The sequence below is a fragment of the Streptomyces sp. NPDC044044 genome, from assembly GCF_056434405.1.
In genome coordinates, this window is record NZ_JBWKFG010000002.1 from 163,968 (window position 1) to 182,397 (window position 18,430).

Here is an 18,430-nt window from a genome sequence, read left to right on the forward strand (position 1 = left end):
CTCACGTCGACCACACCACCTGGTACAGGTCCAGATCGGCGAGGATCTCGGAGGCTTCCGGCACCAAGTCGGTGTCCGCGGCCGTCTCCGTCGGCGCCGACTGCCGGGAGAACGACAACCCGCCCGCCGACACCGACGTCCACGGACTCGCCGCCGGATCATCGCTCTCCCCGGACGCCGCTGCGTCCCGCCGCGCCCACTCCGCCACCTGCGCGCACGTGGCGTCACGGAACGCCTCCCGGATGTCGGTGTCCGTCGGGTAGCCCGCCGGATCCGTGTCGTACAGCGCCGCTTTCGTGGCTGCCGACACGAGCCGCGAGGCCCGTGCCAGCAGCCGGACAGCGTTCGCAGGGGCGGGCTGCCCGGTGAAATCCTCGTACTCCGCTGGTGTCGCGTAGACCCTGGCCACCGGGCACCCCCTCTACGCGGACGCGCCGATGATGACGACGTCGTACGTCACCGGCGTGCCAGCACCGGAGTTGGCGACCTTCAGCAGATCGCCCGTGCCCGCAGTGACCGCGTAGCCCACCGCATCGGCGGCACCAGCGAAGACACCCACCGTCGCACCAGGGCGCAGGGTGAGCGTGTGCGTCGCACCGAGGAGCGTCGCCCACGGGTTCGTCGACGCCGCGCCGACTACCACGTTGTTCGTGTTGCCGGCGGCCGCCGAGATGATCAGGCCCTTGACGCGGGCGAACGTGATCGCGGCCCCGAAGGCGTCCAACAGGACACCCGCGAGGTCGAGATCCTCAGTCGCCGACGCCGCCAGCGTGCGCCGGTCGGAAAACACCTTGTCCGCCTTGCCCACACCCGTACCGGACGCGAGCGCCACCGACTTACGGACCTGGAGCGGAGCCCGCCCCGTAGTGAGGTCGAGGGCCGCGGACAGTTCCGCAGTCGCGGCGATCGAGAGGCTACTCGTGAGAGCCATAAGTGAGCCTCCGGATCAGGTCGCGATGACGAGCGGAACCTGGCGCTTGAACGCCGGGGAGGCGATCGACGCCGGAGCGGTACCCGTCAGCGACGAGCCAGACGTGCGAGCGAGGTCCGTCTCTCCGGTAAGGAGCGACTTCGCACCGAGAGAGCCGATCAGCGTCGGCGGAGTCGTCGCCGTGACGTTGACCGCAGCCTTGTACCGGCCCGATCTCGTGGCCCGCTGCGCTGCACCCAGCGCGAGCGTCTTCCACGTGTCCGCCGCCCACGCCGCCGTCAGCTGGTCCGCCGACTGCGACAGGAGAGCACCGGTCGGGTCGTACAGCGCGAACCAGTAGTTGGTAGGCGTACCGGCCGCGGTACCGCCGGACAGGAAGGACAGGCTGGTGACGAGGTCGCCCTCGTTCAGCCACAGGTCAACCGACGTCATCACGCCGGTGGCGAGTGCGGCCACGTCGTCCAGGCCGACCCTGGGGAGGTTGGCCCGATGGAAGACGTCAGGACGGCCACCGGTGTCGAGGTAGCCGAGACTGTCGCGGACGTTGCCGCGGAATGCGCCGTGAACGGTCATGCCTCGGCTCCCTTCTGGAGGACGGTCTTGCGGGCCTTGCCGGACTTCTCGGCGTCGAGGACGCGCGCGATCTCGTCCTCGTCGGTGGTGGAGTCGAGGTACGCGATGACCTCGCCAGCGTCATGCTCCGACGGGTCAAACGGCGCGGGGGCCGAAGGCGCGGCGGGCTCCAGCGGCCCGTCCTGCTCCTCGTCCGCGCCGTCCCGCGTGAGGGTGTAGCCGCGGCGGCGGAAGTACTCGATGGCCGCCCGGCCCTCCTTCGCCTCGTCGGTGACGTGGCCGACGCCGCCCCGGAACGAGACACCCGCCGACTCGCCGCTGAAGTCGCCCACAGGGGCGTGCACAGTGAAGGCGTTCATGATCAGGCCACCTTCACGTTGCGGAGGACGCCGGCGGCCTTGGTGTTGCGGAGCACCATGGCGACCGGGCCCATCTCGATCTCGCCCGACTTGACCGCACCCGCCTGCGAGAAGTCGGGCATCCACGTCTCCATCAGCGGCTTACCCGCCACCGATGCGCCGTGCAGTGCATCCAGGCCGAAGCTGACCGCGTACAGGTCGGTCAGGTTGGTGATGTTGCCGCCACCGCCCACACCGTCCGCGTCGCGGGTCTCGACCGGCACGATCGGCGCGGCGCCGAGCGCGTTGTCGCCGAGGTCGACCAGCGCCCACGGCCCGTACATCTCGACCGCGCGACCGAGGTCGTCCTTCGACTGCGCGTAGATCCCGGCCCACCGAGCGAGCGCCCGCATGCGAGTGATGCTCTTGGTGTTGCCGAGGATCGCCTTCAGGCCCGGCGGGAGCGAGCCCGGAGAGCCCTGGTCCCCGCCGCCGGTGTGGGACGGAACGATCCGCGACAGGAAGTCGTCGATCACGTCGAGCTGAGACATCGCCTCGGCCTGCGTGTCGATCGTGCCCCGCGTCCAGTCCAGGTAGCCCGAGGTGACGCCCTCGCTGACCGGCAGGTACTCGGTCGCCGTGCCCGTCAGGGCCTTGTCCAGGCCGTCGAAGCCCGCCGAGTCGACCGCCGTGTCACCGTTGATCAGCTCGTCCTGGAACCGGGTACGGACCCCGGTCAGGAGCTGCTGCATCTGGAAGGTGACTTCGTTGGTCTGCGCCGGTCCGAGATTCGCGAGCACCCGGTCCACGGAGAACGCGCCACCGAGCGGCTTGAGGTCCACCGTCTGCCGGCCGCGGGTGGCCTGCGAGGCGGTGTACTCCTGGTTCAGCTCGCGGAACTGCGCGCTACGCGCGGCGGTGAGCCGGGTGTAGCCGTAGGTGAGGGTGCCGCCGCCCGTTCCGGGGGTGACGGTGTCGTCGAACACGATCTGGTCGAGGAGCCACGAGTAGCGGCGCAGGTTGTCGATGACCGCGTAGTCCACGTCGGCCTGTGTGTTGAGCTGCGCCTGAGCGAGCGTTACGGGCATGGGTTACTCCTGATCTTCAGGTTTGGTAGTGCGAGCCGACGGCCCCGGAGAGGGAGCCGGTGCGCTTCTTGGCGGTGCCTTCGCCGGTGCCGCCGGAGAGGTCGCCGCCGCTCTTCCCCGCGGAGGCGACGGCCGCGAACGCGCCGTTCTCCTTCACCGCTTCCTTGATCGCGGTGTCGAGGGCGGCCGTGAAGCCCTGCTCGGCGATGTCGAGATCGGCGAGCTTGGCGACGAACGAGCGCGAGTCGAGCAGCGCGCCCGCGCGGACCTGGAGCTTGTCGGCCCGCATCCACACGGCGAGCTCGACGTCCTTCGCGCGGATCACCGAGTCCTTCTCGGAGATCGTCGTGTCCTTCTGCGCGATCGCTTCGGCGAGCGCCTTCGGGTCCGGCGGGGTGTCGTCGTCCTTCACGAACCCGAGCGCCTTGCCGAGCTGCTGCGTCAGCTCCTTGACCGCGTCGTCTGCGGCCTGCTGCTTTGCTGCGGTGCGGGCCTTGCCCGCCTCCCCGCGCGCGTAGGCGAGTTCCTTCTCCAGCCGCTTGACCGTGGCTGCCAGGTCGTCGCCGTCCTTGCCGCTCTTGCCCTGCCCGGTGTCCTTACCGGCACCGCCGTCACCTGAGCTGCCGCCGTCCCCGTCACCGGAGCCGCCGTCACCTCCCGTGCCGTCTCCACCGTCACCGTTCCCGTCTCCGCTGCCGGATCCGGAGCCGTCGCCGTCTCCTCCGTCCGCGTACAGGAACGGGGAGAAAGGGGCAGCACCGTAGGGGTGTGCCCATCCGGCGCCCGCGAGTCGGTATCGGGGCAGGGTCTTCTTCGGCATGAGCCCTCCAGGGCCTGTGTCGCCCGCGCCTGGCGGGCTGGGGATCGGGCCGCGCCTGGCGTGCCCGGTGAATGTGCAAGCGGCCCGCGCCCGGCGGGCCTCAGGAGTGACCCGCACCAGGCGGATCGGTGTTCCCGGCCCGCACCAGGCGGGCCGAAGTCTGTGACTGGTTGACGCGGCGTGGGTACCGTCGAGAGATGGACGTGCACGAGCGAGAAGAAGAGACTTCCGAGCGCTGCCCTCGCTGCCAAGGCTCGAAGAAGCAGCGGCTTCAGCGTCGAAGTGCCGGGTGGGGAGGCGGGGCCCCGGGCGCTTGGCAACCGGTGGGTGATCCGCGCTGCACGGCCTGTTCGGTACAGGAGTTGCAGCAGTTCGAGAGGCAGCAGGGGCGGGGTTAGCGGGCCGTGTTGATCTGCTCGCGCTGACGATTACGTCGCAGGTCCTCATGGGCGGTTACGTGCTCGCGCATCGCGGCTTGCCACGCGAGAACCTTCGCCCCAGCCTTCCGCCGGGCGTCCTCGCCCATCGCGGCGGCCCGGACGCGCTTCCAGCGGCGGATGTGCCGCTCGATCTCCCGCTGCCGCTGCGTGTCCTCGTACGACGTCCCCGGCGTCGCATGATGCGGCGGCCGCGTCGTCACACCGGGCAAGTACGCGGCCAAGGAGTGGCGGCAGTTCGGATGGAACAGACCCTTCGCGCGCGCCTCGACGAGCGACCCGGCCACGTGCACGACGACCGTCCTCCTCGGCGTGAACAAGCCGCTCGGCTGCACCGCATGCTCAGCCACGACCGTGTGCGGCCCGGCCTCCCCGGACAGCTCCAGAACCTCGCCCTCCCACATTCTGCAGAGCGGGCATTCGAGCGGTGCATCCGACACGATGACCAGCCCGACGCCGATCTCCGCGAGCGCGTCCGTGTGCCCCTCGATAGCCGCACGGGCGGTCACGGAGCGCACGGCCATCTCCGCGTACGAGGCCAAGTTCCATGAGCGGCCTGCCTTGTCGACAAAGCCTGTGATGCCGCGCGCCGCGAACTGATCGAGTGCCCGCTGCGATGCCTGCCGCCGCGTCATGCCGCCGAGGAGCACCCCGCCGGACACGCGGCCCACGATCGAACGGAACGCGTCCAGGACCGCGCGCGTGATGCGCACGTACAACGGACGAGTGTCCTGCGCGAGGGACGCGGCGAGCCGGTCCACGGCCGGCGCATTCGGCAGGACGCGACGGGCAACGAGCTCCCGCCCGATGTCCAGCGCGCCGAGCTCGGCCACGGCCGCCTGCCTGCCGCGGTTGTACGCGGTGACGAGGGCCTCTCGGACCTTGCCGTCTGCGTCGGCCTGGAGCGCCTGGGCGATCGTCTCGACGGCCGTACGGAGGTTACCGATCGAGGCGAGCTTCAGCTCCGCCCACAGAGGCGATTCGAGGTCCGCCTCCAGGGCCTTCGCCAGCCGCTCCAGGAGGGCGCCCTCGGCGTCCGCGTACAGGCGGCCTACCTCACTCGCCAAGTCCTCCGCCATCGCCGGGGAAACCGGCATTCGGCACCCCCTCACCCTCGGCCCCGGTGAGGGCCGGGTCGGCGACGTCGCGGCCGGACTCCTTCAGGATCCGGGCCACCTCCTCGCCCTGCTCCTTCTCGTCCAAGTCGGGGCGAGTGATGGCGACGAGGGTCTCGGTGGACGCAGCCTCGGCCCGACGCAGCAGCTCGGCGGTCTCGGCGAGAGTCTTGATGTCGTCCTGTACCGAGTCCTGGAACTCGACGTCCGGTCGCGCCACCTCGACAGACGGTGCACCGGGGAACATGCCGGAGGTCAGGAGCATCAGCCACGACTCGGTGATGTCCGCGATCCCCGGCGCCGCCAACTCGGCCTTGCGGGCGCGGGTGCTCATGCTCCGCGCGGTGCGGGCCTTGATCTCCGTGGCGGTCACCGCAGCGCCATCGGAGTCATCGCCGAAGGTGTTGCCGGAGTACCCGGCATTGCGGATGACCTTGCCCGCGAGCTCCTCGATCGTGGCCCGGTGCTCCTCGTGCCTGATCGCGAACTGGTTCAACGTGATCTCGTGATCACTGGTCGGCGGGATGTTCATCGCCGCGTAGACCTCGCGGTCCTGCCACAGAGAGCCTCCACCAGGCCCGTTGGACTGGAGGTAGCCGGACGGGACGATGATCCGCGCCTTCGCGAGACGGATGTCCCGCATCCACGACGTGTACGTCTCGTCGATCGCCGACAGGAACGTCTCCGCCCCCTGGAAGTCCGATGTACCGAGCCCGGCCGCGCCGGGGATGTCGACCCAGTCCGGGGCATCCATGGTGTTCGGGATGTACGCGGCGAGGAGTCGCTTCTCCATGCCGGCCGGGAGCTGCCGGGAGGGGAGGAGGTCCTTCGTGGCCGTGAAGTCGCCGAGGGTGCGCGGCTTGCCGAGGTTGTCCTCGGTGCCTTCGTACACGCCGTGCAGGACGTAGCCGGGCTCGTGCCGCTCCAGGTGGCGGACGACCTTCTGCCCGTCGGCTTCGAGGACCGTCCAGAAGGTGACCGCCTTCAGCTTCTCGCCGTGAGCGAACTCCGGGATGGCCGCGTCCCCACGGACTCGGCCGATCCACGGGGTGGGGCTGAGGTCGGCGTCCCACACGATCCGCAGATAGCCGCCACCGAGCGCGGCCCCTGTCTCGCCAGAAGCGATCAGGGTGCGCTTGAGCCCGGTGTTCAGGAGCTCTTCGAGGACTTCCTGAGTGGCTGTGTGCTCGACCTTCAGGGCGGGCGGCTCGGAGTACAGGAGGTCGGAGGAGGTGCGGGCGATGTCCCGGGCGAGCGGCATCAACAGGTTGGCGCGCTTCTCGCCGAGGGGGGTCGGCTCGCCCCAGAACCAGCGGCTGACGCGGCCGACGACGCCGCCCCGGTACTGCGAGGGCCGGTTCTCGGCGGGTCCGAAGCGGGCGTTGTCGCGGTGCCGGTTGAGGTACCTGTACGCCAAGCGGTCTGGGTTCGCGGCGAGCCAGGCGGACCAGTCGGCCATGTCGGCCTGCACGGCGGGGTGGACGGGCGGCCACGCGATGCCCTTATCGGGGAGCGGCATTGTCGACTCCCTTGGTGCCGTCGGGGCGCTCCAGAATGTCCACGACACCGCGGAGGAAAGAGGCGGTCTGCCGCCGGATCTTCTCCTCGGTGACGGGGAAGTCCTCCGCGGTGAAGGTGATCGTTCCCCACCGCGCCTCGGTCTCCCCGACCCTGACGATCACGGGCATGACGACTTCAGCAGCCACTACGCCGCCACCTCCAGACTCGTCACCGGCAGCAGATGCCGCCACTCATGCGCCGAGCTGTGCAGCCCGTACCGCAGACCGTCCACGCTGTGGTCGTCGACCTTCAGCGGCTTGTCCTCGCCCTTCGCGCTGGCCTTCTCGTCCCACACGTACGAGGGCAACTCGTCGAGGAGCCCCGTGCACGAGCGGTGGATCGAGAGGACGTTCTCGCCGAACGCCGTGCTGACGCTGCGGATCCCGTCCTTCACGTCGTTGTCGGCCTTGGCCACCCCCGGCATCCCGTCCGCCCACAGCTGCGTCATGAACGACGCCGCCGACGGGTCCACGAAGATCCATGACGGTGCCACGCCCTTCGTTCCCCGGTGCTCGTACGTCGACAGCCAGCGCCGCACGCCCACGCTGTACTGCGCGTCGGTCATCTGCCTGCGTGCGATCCGTGAGTCGTGCCGGTATTCGCTGGCCACGTACAGCCGGCCATCAGTGCCGATGCCGATCAAGAGCGCAGCGAAGGGGTTCACGGTGCCGTAGTCCAGGCCCACGCACATCCACCGGTTGACGTCCGGCACCAGGTCGACGACGTGCTTGGCCTCGTCGAACGCGTCGTAGATGACGCCCTCCGCGAGGCACCACTCTCCGAGGATGTACCGCCGGAAGAACAAGCCCTGGTGCGACCGCCGCAGCGAGGCCACATAGTCGGACGGCAGGGTCGGATTGTCGTCCAGGGTGAAGCTGAAGCGGTGCAGATCGAGCGCGTCCGAGTCCAGCGTCTCCACGAGTGTCCCGTCACGGCGCAGGTGCAGGCGGGCCCGGTCGAGGTACTGCTTCTTCAGCCAGTGGTTCGGCCCCTCGGGGTTGGTCGTCGCGAACCACTGGGCCCCGGCGATCGAGAGGCGCGTCTCCAGCATCTGGAAGAACGTTTCGGGGTACGTCGTCAGCTCGTCGCAGTACGCGCCCGCGAGGGTCAGGCCCTTGATCTTGTCGACGGCCTTCTCATCGTTCGCCCCGGCCACGTAGATCGTGCGCCCGAAGATGACGACCTCGCCAGCGCCCGCCCGGTACACGCAGCGCCTCTTGCCAACCATCTGCTCGATGACGTCGATGATGTTCCGCTTCAACGTCCGCTCGGTCTTGCCGACCATGAGGAGCGCCCCCGGTGGACCGCTGCGGATGTACCGCAGCCACACCATGATCGACCCGATCGTCTTGCCCGAACGGACCGCGCCCTCCCACAGGTTGCCGCGAGCCGCTGCCAGCGTGGTTGCGCGCAGGCCCTTCCCTACCAGGGGCTTGAACATCTGCGCCCCCTACTCGCCGCCGATCATTCCCCTCAGCCACTTGTCGACGGCCGCCAGGCCCTCCGTGTCCTCGCGCTCCGGGGGAACGAGCTTCAGGCTCTTCTCGATGGCGATGCCGGCCGACGCCATCAGGTTCTTCTTCGCGTCCGCGGGCGGCTCGTCGACTTCCTTCTCGGTGTAGGTGTTGCCGGAGCCGCCGATGTTGAAGACCTTCGCGGGCCGCCACAGTTGCTCGGTCAGCCGCTCCGCGTCGTCTTGGAGCGCCTCGGCGAGCATGGCGCGCCGGTCGGCGAGTTGGGCCACACGGTGCCGGGTGGCCTCCTCGGTGAGCGTGACGTCGAATTCGAGGCCCTCCTCCTGACAGATGAGGGACACCGTCCGCGAGGAGCGGCGAGTGGCTCGCGCGATCTTGTTGCGGCCGAGGCCCTGGCCGTGAAGGCGGATGATCTCGGCGCGCTCCGCGTCGGTAACGAGGCCGCCCCTACTGAACTTGGGTCGTGTCACGCGGTCACCTCCGCAGGCTGCATATCGGGCGCTACGCTCTTGGCCTCATCGCGGCGGGGCGCGATGCCGCAGAGCAGCAGCACCCCGCCGCAAGACGTGGAGGGGTGCCACAGATGGTGGACGTCAACGTGCGGCCGGACATCGATGCCGCAGCAGCGAAGCTCAAGAGTGCGATCGGGTCGAAGCGGGAGATTCAGCGGCTGCCCGAGGTGCTGTGGGAGGGCGAGACGGTCGAGATGCTCGCCCCCGGCGTATACGGAAAGGGCAACGGCCTGGTGGCGATGACGAGCCAGCGGCTGATTTTCCTCAAGCACGGCGTCATGTCGCAGCAGGTGGAGGACTTCCCGTACAGCCGGATCAGCTCGGTGCAGTGGTCGGGCGGCATGCTCATGGGGACGCTGGCCGTGTTCTCGTCGGGCAACAAGGCCGAGATCAAGCAGATGCCGAAGGACGCGGGGAAGGCCTTGGCGGATGCGCTGCGGGCCCGTCTGGCTGGCGCGGTGGGGGCGCCGTCCGGTGGCGTGCCGCAGGCTGCTCCGGCTCCTGCCGGCGGAGACGTTGCTTCTCGTCTGGCGACGCTGGATCAGCTGAGGGCGGCTGGGGCGATCACGGATGAGGAGTACCGGGACCGCAGGGAGAAGATCCTCGACAGCCTGTAGAGCTTGGACATGCCTGAGCCCCCAGCCAGGGATGTTGGCTGGGGGCTCCGTACGTTCTGTTTCCGGGCATGCCGGATCTGCGGCTCAGTGTGGGACATGATCGGCAGTATTGCAACTACGGGCGTAGTGGCGGGTGCTGACGGCCGATCTTTCGGGACATGCGAGGGCCCGCCCCGGTGGTGACTGGGGCGGGCCTTCTGCTGTGTGGGGTTAGTAATCCGAGCCCCTGACGGGGCCACCCTGAGCGGGTGAAAATCGGTGTGTGGCCGTCCGGCGGACGTCGACGCGCCTTGGCGTGATCCGAGCCCGAGGGTTAGTAGGACGGTGGGGGTTTGTTGACAGGCACCCGGAAGTGCTGCTTCGAGCGCGCGTATTAGACTCTTCCGCCTGCTAGACCCCTGCCGGGCGGTCACGTGCTCGCGGCCGACGTCGAGAGGGGGTGCCGGGGCAATGGAAGTGCTGCACGAACGCTGTGCGGGGATCGACATCAGCAAGGCGGACGTGAAGGTGACGATCCGCGTGCCCGGCACCGGCAAACGGCGCCGCAGCGAGACCCGCACCTTCACCACCATGACCCGCGGCCTGCTGGCCATGCGGGACTGGCTGCTCGCCGAGGGCATCACCCTGGTCGGCATGGAAGCCACCGGTATCTACTGGAAGCCGATCTTCTACCTGCTCGAACACGACCTGGAGTGCTGGCTCCTCAACGCCCGCCACATGAAGGCCGTCCCCGGTCGCAAGACCGACGTGAAGGACGCCCAGTGGATCGCCCAGCTCGTCGAACACGGCCTGGTCCGGCCCTCGTTCGTGCCCCCGGAGCCGATCCGGCAGCTGCGCGACCTCACCCGCTATCGCACCGAGGTCATCCGCGAACGCACCCGCGAGACCCAGCGGCTGGAGAAGCTCCTGGAAGACGCCGGGATCAAGCTGTCGACCGTGGTCTCCAACATCCTCGGCGTCTCCGGCCGGGCCATGCTGGAAGCCCTGATCGCCGGGCAGCGCGCCCCGCAGGTGCTGGCCGAGATGGCCAAGGGTTCGATGCGCCGCAAGACCGACAGCCTGGTCGAGGCTCTGACCGGGAACTTCGGTGACCACCACGCGTTCTTGGCCCGCACCATGCTGGACCGGATCGACGCCTGCACCGCGACGGAAACCCGCCTCAGCGAGCACATCGACACCCAGCTCGGCCCCTTTCGACGCCGGATCGAGCTCTTGCTGACTGTCCCGGGGATCAACACGCGGGCCGCCGAGGTGATCCTCGCGGAGATCGGCGCGGACATCGCCCGGTTCCCCTCCGCGGGCGACCTCGCCTCGTGGGCCGGGGTCTGCCCTGGCAACCACGAGTCCGCCGGCAAGCAGCCGACCGGCAAGACCCGGCACGGCGACCCCTGGCTCAAGGCCGCGCTCGGCCAGGCCGCCGTGTCCGCGGCCCGGACCAAGGACACCTACCTCGCCTCCCGCTACCGACGCATCGCCGCCCGCCGGGGCAAGAAGCGCGCCCTGGTCGCGCTGGAGCACTCCATCCTCATCGCTGTCTGGCACATGTTCACGAACGACGTCGAGTACGCGGACCTCGGCGGCGACTACTTCCTCCACCGTGTCGGGCGTGCTCGGCAGACCCGGCGGCTGGTGAGCCAGCTCAACCAACTCGGCTATCAAGTGGTCCTCCAACCCGTCGAGGCTGCATGATCTGCGGCTACGGACAAGGGGCGCGGGATTTTCGTATTAGGTGGTGAGGGTCACGAGCGCGGGGTCCACCGGGCGAGAGAGGTGCCCTCGTCGATGACGATCACCTGCCCCCGGATGGCGACCTCCTGCCCTTCCTCGTTTGCGTGGATGACCTCGGCTTCGACCATGGCGGAGCAGTTGGTGTTGGTCGGGATCCAGGTCTGTCCGACGTTGTCGGAGTACTCGTGGTCGTACTGCTTGCTCTTGTCGAGGCCGTAGGCCATGGCGTTGTCCTTTCGGTCAGGCGGCGAGGAGGAGGCGGGCGGGGCGGGTCAGCCCCTGCTTAGGACGATCACCGGCTGACGCTTCGGGTACGTGACCTTGTCGCCGTTGGAGTAGGACACGACAACTGCGTCCGCCTGCTCCTCGACGCGGTCCACGAGGTACGGGAACGGGTCGTCCTCGCGGATGACGCGGTCGTTGCGGGTGAGGCTGTCGGCGGTGGCGATGCTGGCCGTGGGGGTCTCCTCGGCGGCTTCGTGCCACGCATGACCGGGGCGACGGCAGATGACGGTCAAGTGGGGCTTGTCGAAGGCGAGTTCGGTGGCGGTCTCCCGGTCGGAGCAAGAGACGATTTCGACGTTGGTGGCGCGGACGGCCCAGTCGAATTCGGTGGTCTGCATGGTGGGTCTCCTCGTGAAGTCAGGCGGCGAGCAGGAGGCGGGCTGCCAGCTGGTGATAACAGCGGCTGCCCTTGATTCCGGCGGGGCAGGTGCAGGCGGTGGGGGCGCTGCGGTAGGTCTCGGTGCCGTCGGTGGAGACGGCGAGGAACACGACGCTGCGGAGGGGGATGATCGCGGCGTCGGCGATCAACTCGCGGGCGCTGGTGATCTGGTGGGGCTTGTAGTCGGTGAGGTCGATGGTCCGCTCGGCGGCGCGGAGCTTGGCGGCGCAACGGGGGCCGCGTCCGGCGGCGATGGACTTCGGCGAGGTGAGCTTGCGGCCGCATCCGAGGCAGGTGGTGTGCTGCTCGGTGGTGGTGTTCTGCATTGCGGCCCCCTCGGTGCGACTGGCTATGGCTACATAGTAGGCCTACTCAGTCCTCATGTCTACAGGGTTGGCATACCCAGTTCGCCTACTGAGATGGCATACTGAAGTCATGGCAGACACCGACGAGCAGAAGATCGAAGAGATCCAGAAGCTCACCGAACGCATGGCCCAAGACAAGGCCCGTATCTTCGAGTTGATCCCGCAGGTCTTCCCGGAGAAGCGCGGCGAGGAGCCCGTGCGTGGCAGGCTGAACGAGGTCGTCAAGGCGTCCGGATTCACCCGCGAGTACGTCGCACGCATCCGCGACGGGAAGGTCAAGCCGTCATGAGCGAGCTGGAAACCCTGCGTTTCGCCGTCGCCGAGGAACTGTCCTACCTGTGGACCGACCTCCAGAGCGCCCGCCGCAGCGCTCAGAACGGGAGCTGGTCCGTTGGCTGCGACTGGTTCGAGGAGCGGATCAAGACCCTGACTCCGCTTGTTGGCCCGACGCCGTGGGAGAAGATGGACATCCAACTGATCGAGGACGGCGTCTATCAGCGCATCCACGCCGAGTTGGGCATCGACGCCCCGTACGACGAAGAGGGAGTGCGCCAGCACCGGGCCTACCTCGACGAGTCCACGAGGACAGCGCTCGGCGGCGGGCGCCCGGAGCGCCCCGGCAAGTAGCCCACCGCATGACGAAGGCCCCGCCCGGACACCTCCCGGACGGGGCCTCTCCGCGACCGTGTGCCGCTAGTTGTCGAGGGACTCCTCCAACATCTTGTTCTCGTCGAACTTCCCCTCGTCGTCCAGCCAGCCAAGGTCATCCATGGACTTGTTCATAGCCAAGGCCAAGTAGTCGTCCCGGTCGACGTCTTCACACCCAGGGATCGTGTCGCCCTCGGCGACGGGATTGGCGTCGAAGTCGTAGGCGGCGACGGCCTTCTCGCAGCGCTTAAGTTCGTCGGCGTAGGTGGGCTGGACGATCCTCCAGGCTGTGAAGGCGACTCCGGCGGCGATGACGAGGGCGGCGATGATGATGTGGCTTCTCTTGAACTGGCGCATGGTCCCCCCAAGCGTTGTGAGGCGTGGAGCGTAGCGGGGCCGGCGGGTATGGCGGGCGGGAACGGCGAAGCCCCACCGCATCGGGGGGATGCGCGGTGGGGCTTCATGCCGGGCGCGACCCGGCTCGAACCTCCAGTGTGTCAGCCGTGCTCGCCCGGCCGTGTGGCGTTCTCGCCCATGACCGTGTTGGAGGCGGCGGCGTAGCTCGCGCGCTGCTCGGAGGTCCACCGGGCCGGGTTGCTCGGCAGGTCCTTCAACGTCGCGTCGAGGACCGTCTCCGAGGTGGTCCGCTCGGGCTCGTCCTTCTTCCAAAATGCCATGATGGCGCTCCTGTCTCGTGTGATCGGGATGGGAAACCGGGGCGGCCGTCAGCTGCCAGGCGGGGGCCGCCCCGGGGTCTGATGTCAGCCCTCGCCGAGGGCGTTGCCGGGGGCCATGCGGACGATGCCGTCCTCGGTGTCGGCGGCCACCCAGTCGTGGTGCTCGCGGCAGTAGTAGAGGCCGGTGGCCTTCGGCTCGCCGCAGTACGACTCCCGGGAGTCCCACCCGTTGGTGGACAGCTGGTAGCCGCACGTCTGGCTGCTCCGTGCGGGCTCGGTGCGGACGATCTTCATTGCGGGCTCCCAAGGGGCGGTAGATGGTGGGGAGATGGGCGGGTAGACGGCGGTAGACGAGGCGGTAGACGTGCAGGTCAGACGGCGGTAGATACGTCGGTAGACGTCTCCTGCGGCGCGGGCGGGGAAGGGGCCAGATCCTCACGCCGGACACCTCGAGTGGGGCCCCCGCCGTGCGCCTTGACCTTGGGGTGGACGGGGATGTCCAGAGCCTTCAACCGGGCGCGCAGATCGGCGATCTTCCAGCGGGCCGTCAGGGCGGCCGTCGGGGGGTGCTGTTGGAGGTAGGCCAGGACGGTGCGGAGGTGCACCGCGGAGCCCGTCCCCATGAGGTCCAGAAGGAGGGCGCGGATGGCTTCACCGTTGGGCTCCGCGGGGGCCTGTTCGGAGGGTGTCTCTGGCGCGTCTGTGGGTTGGTTGCGGACGGCCTTCCACGCGGCTCTCAGCCACAGCGCGCCGAGGAGCCACAGCAGCCATGGCAGGGCGCGGACGATGGCCCACAGCACGTAGGCAAGTACGCCGAGGACGACGAGCCGCGCGAGTGGGCCGAGGGCGGCCTGCCAGCCGGTGAGGTCGTCGCGGCGGCCGGCGCGCACCCACCGGGTCAGGGCATCGGTGCGGCGGCGCAGGACGAGGAGACTGCCCTCGTACAGCCATGCTTGCGCGGGGAGCCGCATCACGGTGCGGGCGATCAGCTTCCTCACAGCAAGCCCGCCCCCTGCGCCCCGTCCTTGATGACTGTTCCGGCCTGGTTGATCAGGTCGGGCAGGAAGGAGAGGGCCCCGGCGACACCGGCGGTCAGGCAGAGACAGACCCCGCAGAACAAGCCGCCGACCATGCGCTTGCGCTCGTCCTTGCTCGCTGACCTGTAGGCGAAGACCGTGCCGCAGGTGATCAGGAAGACCACCGCTGCGCCCTCCGCGGTGAGCTGGCCCAGGCTCCCGTTCGTCACCGCGCCCTGCGGTGTCTGTCCGGTGACACCCTGAACACCCTTGCCGCCGCCGGTGTTGGCGAGCTTGGTGGAACATCCGGCGAGCCAGCCGAGGACACCGCCGGCGCACATCGTCGACAAGGCGCCGAGGAGCGATCCGGTGCCGAAGCTCTTCAGCTTCGCGGGGTCGCGGTCGCCCTTCCACCAGGGGCGCAGGTTGGCCCACAGGACGACGAGGACGAGGGCGAGGCCCGCGACGGTCAGGCCTGCCCCGGTCATCGGTGTACCCCCGTGGTGAAGGTGACCGGGTCGTACCAGTCGAGTGCTCCGGTCGCGCCGATCACGGCGGTGACCAGGAGGACGCGGGGCAGGAACCGGCCGGTGCGGTCGAGGAGCAGTGCGGTGCCGAGGGCGACAGCGGCGAGGACGTACGCGGCGTCGATGCTCTGCGTGGTGCGGGCGTCGTTGAGGGCTGCGGCCCAACCGGTGGCTGCGCTCCAGCCGTTGAAGAGGGGCAAGAGCGCGAGCGCGGCGGCGGCGAGGGACTGCCAGGGGCGCAGCCAGTCCCATAGCCACTGCCAGCGTGACGGCTCCGGAGGGGTCGGCACGGGCTCGTAGGTGACGCGGACCTCGATGGGCCCCGGCTGCGGAGGGGGCGGTGGGATCGGCGGTGCGGCCACCGGCGGGGGTGGCGGAGGCGGCATACGCCACGGCGGGACCTCACCGGGTGCGGGCGGTCGGGCTGGCAGCGGTGCGCCGGCGGGGATGATGCGGGTCGGGGTGATGGGCTTGTCGGTCATGTCAGGAGTGCCTCGGTGAGCTGGTGGAGGGCGGCGAGGAGGAAGCAGAACGCGGCGATCGCGAGGGCGAGGGCACGCACCAGGGTCAGGAGCCAGTGGGGCGGCTCGGTGCTGCCAAGGGAGACGGCGGCGAGGGCGGCGCACAGACCGACGACGGCGATGCAGATGACGGCAAGGGTCAGCCCCCCGACCGCGATCACGAGGCCGCTGCTTCGTTGCGGAGGTCGCGGAGGTAGCGGATGACGGTGTCCGGAGAGACCGGACGCCCGACGAGGTTGGCGATCTCACGGACCGCCTCGTCCTCGCCGCGGATTCCGCGATCCCACACGATCCGCGCCGCGTCCTTGGTGGTCAGCGTGCGGCGGGGGTTCCGCGAGGCGGACGAGTCCGGATGGCCCGCGGATTCCTCCGGACGGTCCGGATCCGCGAATCCGTCGGATTCCGGGGATCCGGATTCCGCAGCGCGGGCCAGCTGCTCCGCCTCGACGAGGGCCTCCCCACGGACGAGTTCACGCCGCACGGGGATCATGGCGAGCTTGCCGTCCACCGCGGCGCGCCGCTTCGCCACCCACTGCGCGGTGCGCGGGTCAAGCGGGCGGGCGTGGGCGCGCATGGCGATCGTCCACCCGCCCTTGGCGAGCAGCGACACGGCGGCCCCGGCCGCGCCGACCACCCACTCCCCGGTGAGATCACCGTGGGCGTACACCGCGGCCATGGACACCAGGAGCGCCACGTGCCCGGCCCGGCGGGGCAGCGCCGCGCGCTTGGGGTCGTAGCGCAGGAGCCACTCGACGGCCATGCACAGGATCCACGCGGCATCGAAGGCGACACCGGCGCCGTACGCGACAGCGGCGATGACGGCCATGGACAGCAGGTCGCCGATGCTCGCGGTCGTCCAGATCAGCGAGACCGTGACGAGTGTGCAGGCGAGGACGGTGACGCTGTGGCGGACGATGCTGTCCCAGTCGCGGGGCGGGAGGGGTACCTCGACGTCGTACTCGTCGAGGACGAGCTCGGTGTCGCCGTCGACGGTGTGTGGGACGAGGGCCTTGCGGCGGATCGTGCGGGTCTTCACGGTGACTCCTGGTCGGGTCAGCGGCGACGGCGCCGGGCGGCGCGGATGGCGTGTTCGATGCGCCACGACGCGACACCGATCACGACGGCGAGGGCCATGGTGGTGATCGCGGTCGGCCAGGGGTGGGCGACCGCCCACGAGCTGAGCTGGTTGGCGTTCACGAGCTGGTCCTCCGTGACCGTGGGTCAGAGGTCTGCGAGGCAGAGGGTGTAGGCGCCGGCGCGGCGGACGGTGGTCGTCTCGGGTGCGTCGTGGCAGTCGCCGGTGCGGGTGTGGAGTGAGGCGACGACGCGCAGGGTCCCGCTCGTGCAGTCGGTGCGGACTGCGGCCTCGGTGACGCAGCTGCCTGCGGGCCAGGGGTGCCGGGTGGCGCGGGGTGCCGGAGCGGGTGCGCCTTGCGGTGAGGGCTGCGGTACGGCCTCGTGGCGCGCGGGTGCGGCTGCGGCGGGGCTGGTACTCGCCGCGCCGGTCCACCATTCGCTGTTGCTGAGCCAGTCGTAGGTGACGGCGGCGGCGACCGCGGGCCCGCTGAGTGTCAGCAGGACCGCGGTCACCATGCGGGCGAGGCGCCTCATGCGCCGCCTGCCTCGTGGACGCGGGCGCGGGCGAGGGCGAGTTGCGCGGCGGCTTCGGCTTTCGTGGCGGGGTCCTGCGCGTGTGCGTAGTCCTCGTCGGCCTGGCGGTGGAGCTCGGCGACGCGCTCGGCCTCGGTGGGCTCGGGGTGCGTGGGACTGGGCTGCTCAGGGGGCTGATCGGTACGCTCGGGCATTGCCTGCCCTTTCGTGAGAGTCAGGGTGGGCGGCCCCGACCCATATGGAGTGGCGACTCCCGGGCCGGGGCCTACTTGTTGATCACGGAAGGGAAGCGAAACCCCGACCGTTGTATGGGGACCGTACAGCGCTGTATGGTCCCCATGCAAGAGAGTCGGAGCGTGCCGCTACCCGCCAGCACGAGAGGAGCGGGCGTGGACGACGCGAGCGAGGAGGTCCTGCGGGTGTCAGACGCCCTGAAAGCAGTCGACGAGATCCCAGACCTGGAGGAGCGCGTCCGTGCACGGAATGAGGTCCTGGCGCTCCAGGCTCAAGTGGTGAAGGACTGGCACGCCGAGCGTCGAGACCTCGTGCTGAGCATGCGCGCACAGGACCCGCCGGTCACGATTCGGGCCATCGCTACGCGGCTGAAGATGTCGCCGGGCGTGGTGCAGGACATCATCCGGGGGCACACAGGCTCGTGGAAGAACCGGCCGCCGAAGGAGGCGTAGCGGTGGATGATCTCGTGCAGTGGCTCGGCGAGCAGTACGACATCGACGCGGCAGGCGTGGAGGCCGCGACGTGGGCCGATGACGCGACGACCTGGCACGCCGCTCCGTCGCCGTACGACACCCGGGGCAAGAGCGAGCGCTGGTACGTCGAGGATGCGATGGAAGAAGGCGTGATCACGCACGTCGATCCGAAGGCTGCCCAGGACGAGGGGGTGGCGCGGCACATCGCGGAGTGGGATCCGGCGCGGGTACTGCGCGAGATCGACGCCAAGCGGCAGCTGCTCGCCGACGTGCTGTCCGAGCCGCACCTCCGCAACGAAGAGGACAACTGGTACACGTGCGCTGCCCTCGTGGACGAGGACGGCGATCCCGTCTGCATCAATGACTCGCGCGCCCCAGGCCCGTGCGACTGCGGCCGGGACGCTCGGGTGAAGCGGTACGTCGGTCTACTCGCCCGGCCGTATGCGGACCGGCCCGGCTACCTGGAGACGTGGCGGCCGTAGCTTGCCGCCGGTGGAGCC

The 18,430-nt window shown here is 69.5% G+C and carries 31 protein-coding genes; 6 read left to right on the top strand and 25 right to left on the bottom strand.

Annotated features, from left to right (window positions below; all coding sequences use genetic code 11):
- Position 1: 1 nt before the first annotated feature.
- The 11 genes from AC07AG_RS06540 to AC07AG_RS06590 form a co-directional block, all read right to left on the bottom strand.
- Positions 2-409, bottom strand: a complete 408-nt coding sequence (locus tag AC07AG_RS06540; RefSeq protein ID WP_478752512.1) for a head-tail connector protein — start codon at positions 407-409, stop codon at positions 2-4.
- Between the two features lie 12 nt (positions 410-421).
- Complete coding sequence (locus AC07AG_RS06545) at positions 422-931, bottom strand: hypothetical protein (protein WP_478752514.1); 510 nt, start codon at positions 929-931, stop codon at positions 422-424.
- A gap of 15 nt (positions 932-946) precedes the next feature.
- Entirely contained in the window at positions 947-1,504 is a 558-nt protein-coding gene (locus AC07AG_RS06550) for a hypothetical protein (protein ID WP_478752516.1), read from the bottom strand.
- Positions 1,501-1,863, bottom strand: a complete 363-nt coding sequence (locus AC07AG_RS06555) for a hypothetical protein (protein ID WP_478752517.1) — start codon at positions 1,861-1,863, stop codon at positions 1,501-1,503. Before AC07AG_RS06555 ends, AC07AG_RS06550 begins: the two co-directional genes overlap by 4 nt.
- A 2-nt stretch (positions 1,864-1,865) precedes the next feature.
- A complete protein-coding gene (locus AC07AG_RS06560; RefSeq protein ID WP_478752519.1) occupies positions 1,866-2,930 on the bottom strand; it encodes a major capsid protein in 1,065 nt (354 codons plus the stop codon).
- Between the two features lie 16 nt (positions 2,931-2,946).
- Positions 2,947-3,750: a hypothetical protein gene (locus tag AC07AG_RS06565; RefSeq protein WP_478752521.1), complete on the bottom strand. Its 804-nt coding sequence runs from the start codon at positions 3,748-3,750 to the stop codon at positions 2,947-2,949.
- Between the two features lie 394 nt (positions 3,751-4,144).
- Positions 4,145-5,284, bottom strand: coding sequence for a phage minor capsid protein (locus AC07AG_RS06570; protein ID WP_478752522.1), 1,140 nt, complete (start codon positions 5,282-5,284; stop codon positions 4,145-4,147).
- The gene (locus AC07AG_RS06575; protein ID WP_478752524.1) at positions 5,244-6,821 is read right to left on the bottom strand and encodes a phage portal protein; all 1,578 of its coding nucleotides are present in this window, start codon (positions 6,819-6,821) and stop codon (positions 5,244-5,246) included. Before AC07AG_RS06575 ends, AC07AG_RS06570 begins: the two co-directional genes overlap by 41 nt.
- Positions 6,805-7,008: a hypothetical protein gene (locus tag AC07AG_RS06580; protein WP_478752526.1), complete on the bottom strand. Its 204-nt coding sequence runs from the start codon at positions 7,006-7,008 to the stop codon at positions 6,805-6,807. Before AC07AG_RS06580 ends, AC07AG_RS06575 begins: the two co-directional genes overlap by 17 nt.
- Positions 7,008-8,303: a PBSX family phage terminase large subunit gene (locus tag AC07AG_RS06585; RefSeq protein ID WP_478752528.1), complete on the bottom strand. Its 1,296-nt coding sequence runs from the start codon at positions 8,301-8,303 to the stop codon at positions 7,008-7,010. The genes AC07AG_RS06580 and AC07AG_RS06585 overlap by 1 nt, the downstream gene beginning before the upstream one ends.
- Positions 8,304-8,312: 9 nt before the next feature.
- Positions 8,313-8,807 carry a helix-turn-helix domain-containing protein gene (locus AC07AG_RS06590; protein WP_478752530.1) on the bottom strand — a complete coding sequence of 165 codons (495 nt, stop codon included), beginning with the start codon at positions 8,805-8,807 and terminating at the stop codon, positions 8,313-8,315.
- A gap of 113 nt (positions 8,808-8,920) precedes the next feature.
- Here AC07AG_RS06590 and AC07AG_RS06595 point away from each other — a divergent pair, with 113 nt between their 5' ends.
- On the top strand, positions 8,921-9,466 hold the full coding sequence (locus tag AC07AG_RS06595; protein WP_478752532.1) for a PH domain-containing protein: 546 nt from the start codon (positions 8,921-8,923) through the stop codon (positions 9,464-9,466).
- A gap of 450 nt (positions 9,467-9,916) precedes the next feature.
- Complete coding sequence (locus AC07AG_RS06600; protein ID WP_478752534.1) at positions 9,917-11,155, top strand: IS110 family RNA-guided transposase; 1,239 nt, start codon at positions 9,917-9,919, stop codon at positions 11,153-11,155.
- A gap of 50 nt (positions 11,156-11,205) precedes the next feature.
- Here the strand turns inward: AC07AG_RS06600 and AC07AG_RS06605 are convergent, their stop codons facing one another.
- The 3 genes from AC07AG_RS06605 to AC07AG_RS06615 are packed head-to-tail and all read right to left on the bottom strand — an operon-like array spanning position 11,206 to position 12,184.
- Entirely contained in the window at positions 11,206-11,418 is a 213-nt protein-coding gene (locus tag AC07AG_RS06605) for a hypothetical protein (RefSeq protein ID WP_478752536.1), read from the bottom strand.
- 48 nt (positions 11,419-11,466) lie between these two features.
- Entirely contained in the window at positions 11,467-11,817 is a 351-nt protein-coding gene (locus tag AC07AG_RS06610; protein WP_478752538.1) for a hypothetical protein, read from the bottom strand.
- A 19-nt stretch (positions 11,818-11,836) separates the two neighbouring features.
- Positions 11,837-12,184 carry a DUF6011 domain-containing protein gene (locus tag AC07AG_RS06615; protein ID WP_478752540.1) on the bottom strand — a complete coding sequence of 116 codons (348 nt, stop codon included), beginning with the start codon at positions 12,182-12,184 and terminating at the stop codon, positions 11,837-11,839.
- A gap of 109 nt (positions 12,185-12,293) precedes the next feature.
- On the opposite strand from AC07AG_RS06615, the gene AC07AG_RS06620 reads away from it, so the two are divergent.
- Positions 12,294-12,512, top strand: a complete 219-nt coding sequence (locus AC07AG_RS06620) for a hypothetical protein (protein ID WP_478752542.1) — start codon at positions 12,294-12,296, stop codon at positions 12,510-12,512.
- Entirely contained in the window at positions 12,509-12,850 is a 342-nt protein-coding gene (locus AC07AG_RS06625; RefSeq protein ID WP_478752544.1) for a hypothetical protein, read from the top strand. Before AC07AG_RS06620 ends, AC07AG_RS06625 begins: the two co-directional genes overlap by 4 nt.
- Before the next feature lie 66 nt (positions 12,851-12,916).
- Here AC07AG_RS06625 and AC07AG_RS06630 read toward each other — a convergent pair whose 3' ends face one another.
- The 11 genes from AC07AG_RS06630 to AC07AG_RS06680 form a co-directional block, all read right to left on the bottom strand.
- A complete protein-coding gene (locus tag AC07AG_RS06630; RefSeq protein WP_478752545.1) occupies positions 12,917-13,228 on the bottom strand; it encodes a hypothetical protein in 312 nt (103 codons plus the stop codon).
- 140 nt (positions 13,229-13,368) lie between these two features.
- On the bottom strand, positions 13,369-13,548 hold the full coding sequence (locus tag AC07AG_RS06635) for a hypothetical protein (protein ID WP_478752547.1): 180 nt from the start codon (positions 13,546-13,548) through the stop codon (positions 13,369-13,371).
- Positions 13,549-13,632: 84 nt separating this feature from the next.
- Positions 13,633-13,842 carry a hypothetical protein gene (locus AC07AG_RS06640; protein ID WP_478752549.1) on the bottom strand — a complete coding sequence of 70 codons (210 nt, stop codon included), beginning with the start codon at positions 13,840-13,842 and terminating at the stop codon, positions 13,633-13,635.
- Positions 13,843-13,919: 77 nt separating this feature from the next.
- On the bottom strand, positions 13,920-14,546 hold the full coding sequence (locus tag AC07AG_RS06645) for a hypothetical protein (RefSeq protein ID WP_478752551.1): 627 nt from the start codon (positions 14,544-14,546) through the stop codon (positions 13,920-13,922).
- A complete protein-coding gene (locus tag AC07AG_RS06650) occupies positions 14,543-15,052 on the bottom strand; it encodes a hypothetical protein (RefSeq protein WP_478752552.1) in 510 nt (169 codons plus the stop codon). Before AC07AG_RS06650 ends, AC07AG_RS06645 begins: the two co-directional genes overlap by 4 nt.
- Positions 15,049-15,573 carry a hypothetical protein gene (locus AC07AG_RS06655; protein ID WP_478752554.1) on the bottom strand — a complete coding sequence of 175 codons (525 nt, stop codon included), beginning with the start codon at positions 15,571-15,573 and terminating at the stop codon, positions 15,049-15,051. The genes AC07AG_RS06650 and AC07AG_RS06655 overlap by 4 nt, the downstream gene beginning before the upstream one ends.
- On the bottom strand, positions 15,570-15,773 hold the full coding sequence (locus AC07AG_RS06660; RefSeq protein ID WP_478752556.1) for a hypothetical protein: 204 nt from the start codon (positions 15,771-15,773) through the stop codon (positions 15,570-15,572). Before AC07AG_RS06660 ends, AC07AG_RS06655 begins: the two co-directional genes overlap by 4 nt.
- Positions 15,770-16,648, bottom strand: coding sequence for a protein transporter Sec31 (locus AC07AG_RS06665; protein ID WP_478752558.1), 879 nt, complete (start codon positions 16,646-16,648; stop codon positions 15,770-15,772). The genes AC07AG_RS06660 and AC07AG_RS06665 overlap by 4 nt, the downstream gene beginning before the upstream one ends.
- Positions 16,649-16,665: 17 nt before the next feature.
- Positions 16,666-16,809 (bottom strand): hypothetical protein, encoded by a 144-nt coding sequence (locus tag AC07AG_RS06670; protein WP_478752559.1) that lies wholly within the window; start codon positions 16,807-16,809, stop codon positions 16,666-16,668.
- A gap of 24 nt (positions 16,810-16,833) precedes the next feature.
- On the bottom strand, positions 16,834-17,223 hold the full coding sequence (locus tag AC07AG_RS06675; protein ID WP_478752561.1) for a hypothetical protein: 390 nt from the start codon (positions 17,221-17,223) through the stop codon (positions 16,834-16,836).
- Complete coding sequence (locus tag AC07AG_RS06680; RefSeq protein ID WP_478752563.1) at positions 17,220-17,417, bottom strand: hypothetical protein; 198 nt, start codon at positions 17,415-17,417, stop codon at positions 17,220-17,222. The genes AC07AG_RS06675 and AC07AG_RS06680 overlap by 4 nt, the downstream gene beginning before the upstream one ends.
- Positions 17,418-17,612: 195 nt before the next feature.
- Between AC07AG_RS06680 and AC07AG_RS06685 the strand changes: the two genes are divergently transcribed.
- A complete protein-coding gene (locus tag AC07AG_RS06685; protein ID WP_478752565.1) occupies positions 17,613-17,909 on the top strand; it encodes a hypothetical protein in 297 nt (98 codons plus the stop codon).
- A gap of 2 nt (positions 17,910-17,911) precedes the next feature.
- Positions 17,912-18,412 (top strand): DUF6221 family protein, encoded by a 501-nt coding sequence (locus AC07AG_RS06690; RefSeq protein WP_478752567.1) that lies wholly within the window; start codon positions 17,912-17,914, stop codon positions 18,410-18,412.
- Positions 18,413-18,430: the final 18 nt, after the last annotated feature.

What these genes read in the sequence shown, in the direction of transcription:
- AC07AG_RS06545 (WP_478752514.1), bottom strand. Translation starts at nt 931, where the DNA reads ATGGCTCTCACGAGTAGCCTCTCGATCGCCGCGACTGCGGAACTGTCC.
- AC07AG_RS06550 (WP_478752516.1), bottom strand. Translation starts at nt 1,504, where the DNA reads ATGACCGTTCACGGCGCATTCCGCGGCAACGTCCGCGACAGTCTCGGC.
- AC07AG_RS06555 (WP_478752517.1), bottom strand. Translation starts at nt 1,863, where the DNA reads ATGAACGCCTTCACTGTGCACGCCCCTGTGGGCGACTTCAGCGGCGAG.
- AC07AG_RS06560 (WP_478752519.1), bottom strand. Translation starts at nt 2,930, where the DNA reads ATGCCCGTAACGCTCGCTCAGGCGCAGCTCAACACACAGGCCGACGTG.
- AC07AG_RS06565 (WP_478752521.1), bottom strand. Translation starts at nt 3,750, where the DNA reads ATGCCGAAGAAGACCCTGCCCCGATACCGACTCGCGGGCGCCGGATGG.
- AC07AG_RS06570 (WP_478752522.1), bottom strand. Translation starts at nt 5,284, where the DNA reads ATGCCGGTTTCCCCGGCGATGGCGGAGGACTTGGCGAGTGAGGTAGGC.
- AC07AG_RS06575 (WP_478752524.1), bottom strand. Translation starts at nt 6,821, where the DNA reads ATGCCGCTCCCCGATAAGGGCATCGCGTGGCCGCCCGTCCACCCCGCC.
- AC07AG_RS06585 (WP_478752528.1), bottom strand. Translation starts at nt 8,303, where the DNA reads ATGTTCAAGCCCCTGGTAGGGAAGGGCCTGCGCGCAACCACGCTGGCA.
- AC07AG_RS06595 (WP_478752532.1), top strand. Translation starts at nt 8,921, where the DNA reads ATGGTGGACGTCAACGTGCGGCCGGACATCGATGCCGCAGCAGCGAAG.
- AC07AG_RS06600 (WP_478752534.1), top strand. Translation starts at nt 9,917, where the DNA reads ATGGAAGTGCTGCACGAACGCTGTGCGGGGATCGACATCAGCAAGGCG.
- AC07AG_RS06605 (WP_478752536.1), bottom strand. Translation starts at nt 11,418, where the DNA reads ATGGCCTACGGCCTCGACAAGAGCAAGCAGTACGACCACGAGTACTCC.
- AC07AG_RS06610 (WP_478752538.1), bottom strand. Translation starts at nt 11,817, where the DNA reads ATGCAGACCACCGAATTCGACTGGGCCGTCCGCGCCACCAACGTCGAA.
- AC07AG_RS06615 (WP_478752540.1), bottom strand. Translation starts at nt 12,184, where the DNA reads ATGCAGAACACCACCACCGAGCAGCACACCACCTGCCTCGGATGCGGC.
- AC07AG_RS06620 (WP_478752542.1), top strand. Translation starts at nt 12,294, where the DNA reads ATGGCAGACACCGACGAGCAGAAGATCGAAGAGATCCAGAAGCTCACC.
- AC07AG_RS06625 (WP_478752544.1), top strand. Translation starts at nt 12,509, where the DNA reads ATGAGCGAGCTGGAAACCCTGCGTTTCGCCGTCGCCGAGGAACTGTCC.
- AC07AG_RS06630 (WP_478752545.1), bottom strand. Translation starts at nt 13,228, where the DNA reads ATGCGCCAGTTCAAGAGAAGCCACATCATCATCGCCGCCCTCGTCATC.
- AC07AG_RS06635 (WP_478752547.1), bottom strand. Translation starts at nt 13,548, where the DNA reads ATGGCATTTTGGAAGAAGGACGAGCCCGAGCGGACCACCTCGGAGACG.
- AC07AG_RS06640 (WP_478752549.1), bottom strand. Translation starts at nt 13,842, where the DNA reads ATGAAGATCGTCCGCACCGAGCCCGCACGGAGCAGCCAGACGTGCGGC.
- AC07AG_RS06650 (WP_478752552.1), bottom strand. Translation starts at nt 15,052, where the DNA reads ATGACCGGGGCAGGCCTGACCGTCGCGGGCCTCGCCCTCGTCCTCGTC.
- AC07AG_RS06655 (WP_478752554.1), bottom strand. Translation starts at nt 15,573, where the DNA reads ATGACCGACAAGCCCATCACCCCGACCCGCATCATCCCCGCCGGCGCA.
- AC07AG_RS06675 (WP_478752561.1), bottom strand. Translation starts at nt 17,223, where the DNA reads ATGAGGCGCCTCGCCCGCATGGTGACCGCGGTCCTGCTGACACTCAGC.
- AC07AG_RS06680 (WP_478752563.1), bottom strand. Translation starts at nt 17,417, where the DNA reads ATGCCCGAGCGTACCGATCAGCCCCCTGAGCAGCCCAGTCCCACGCAC.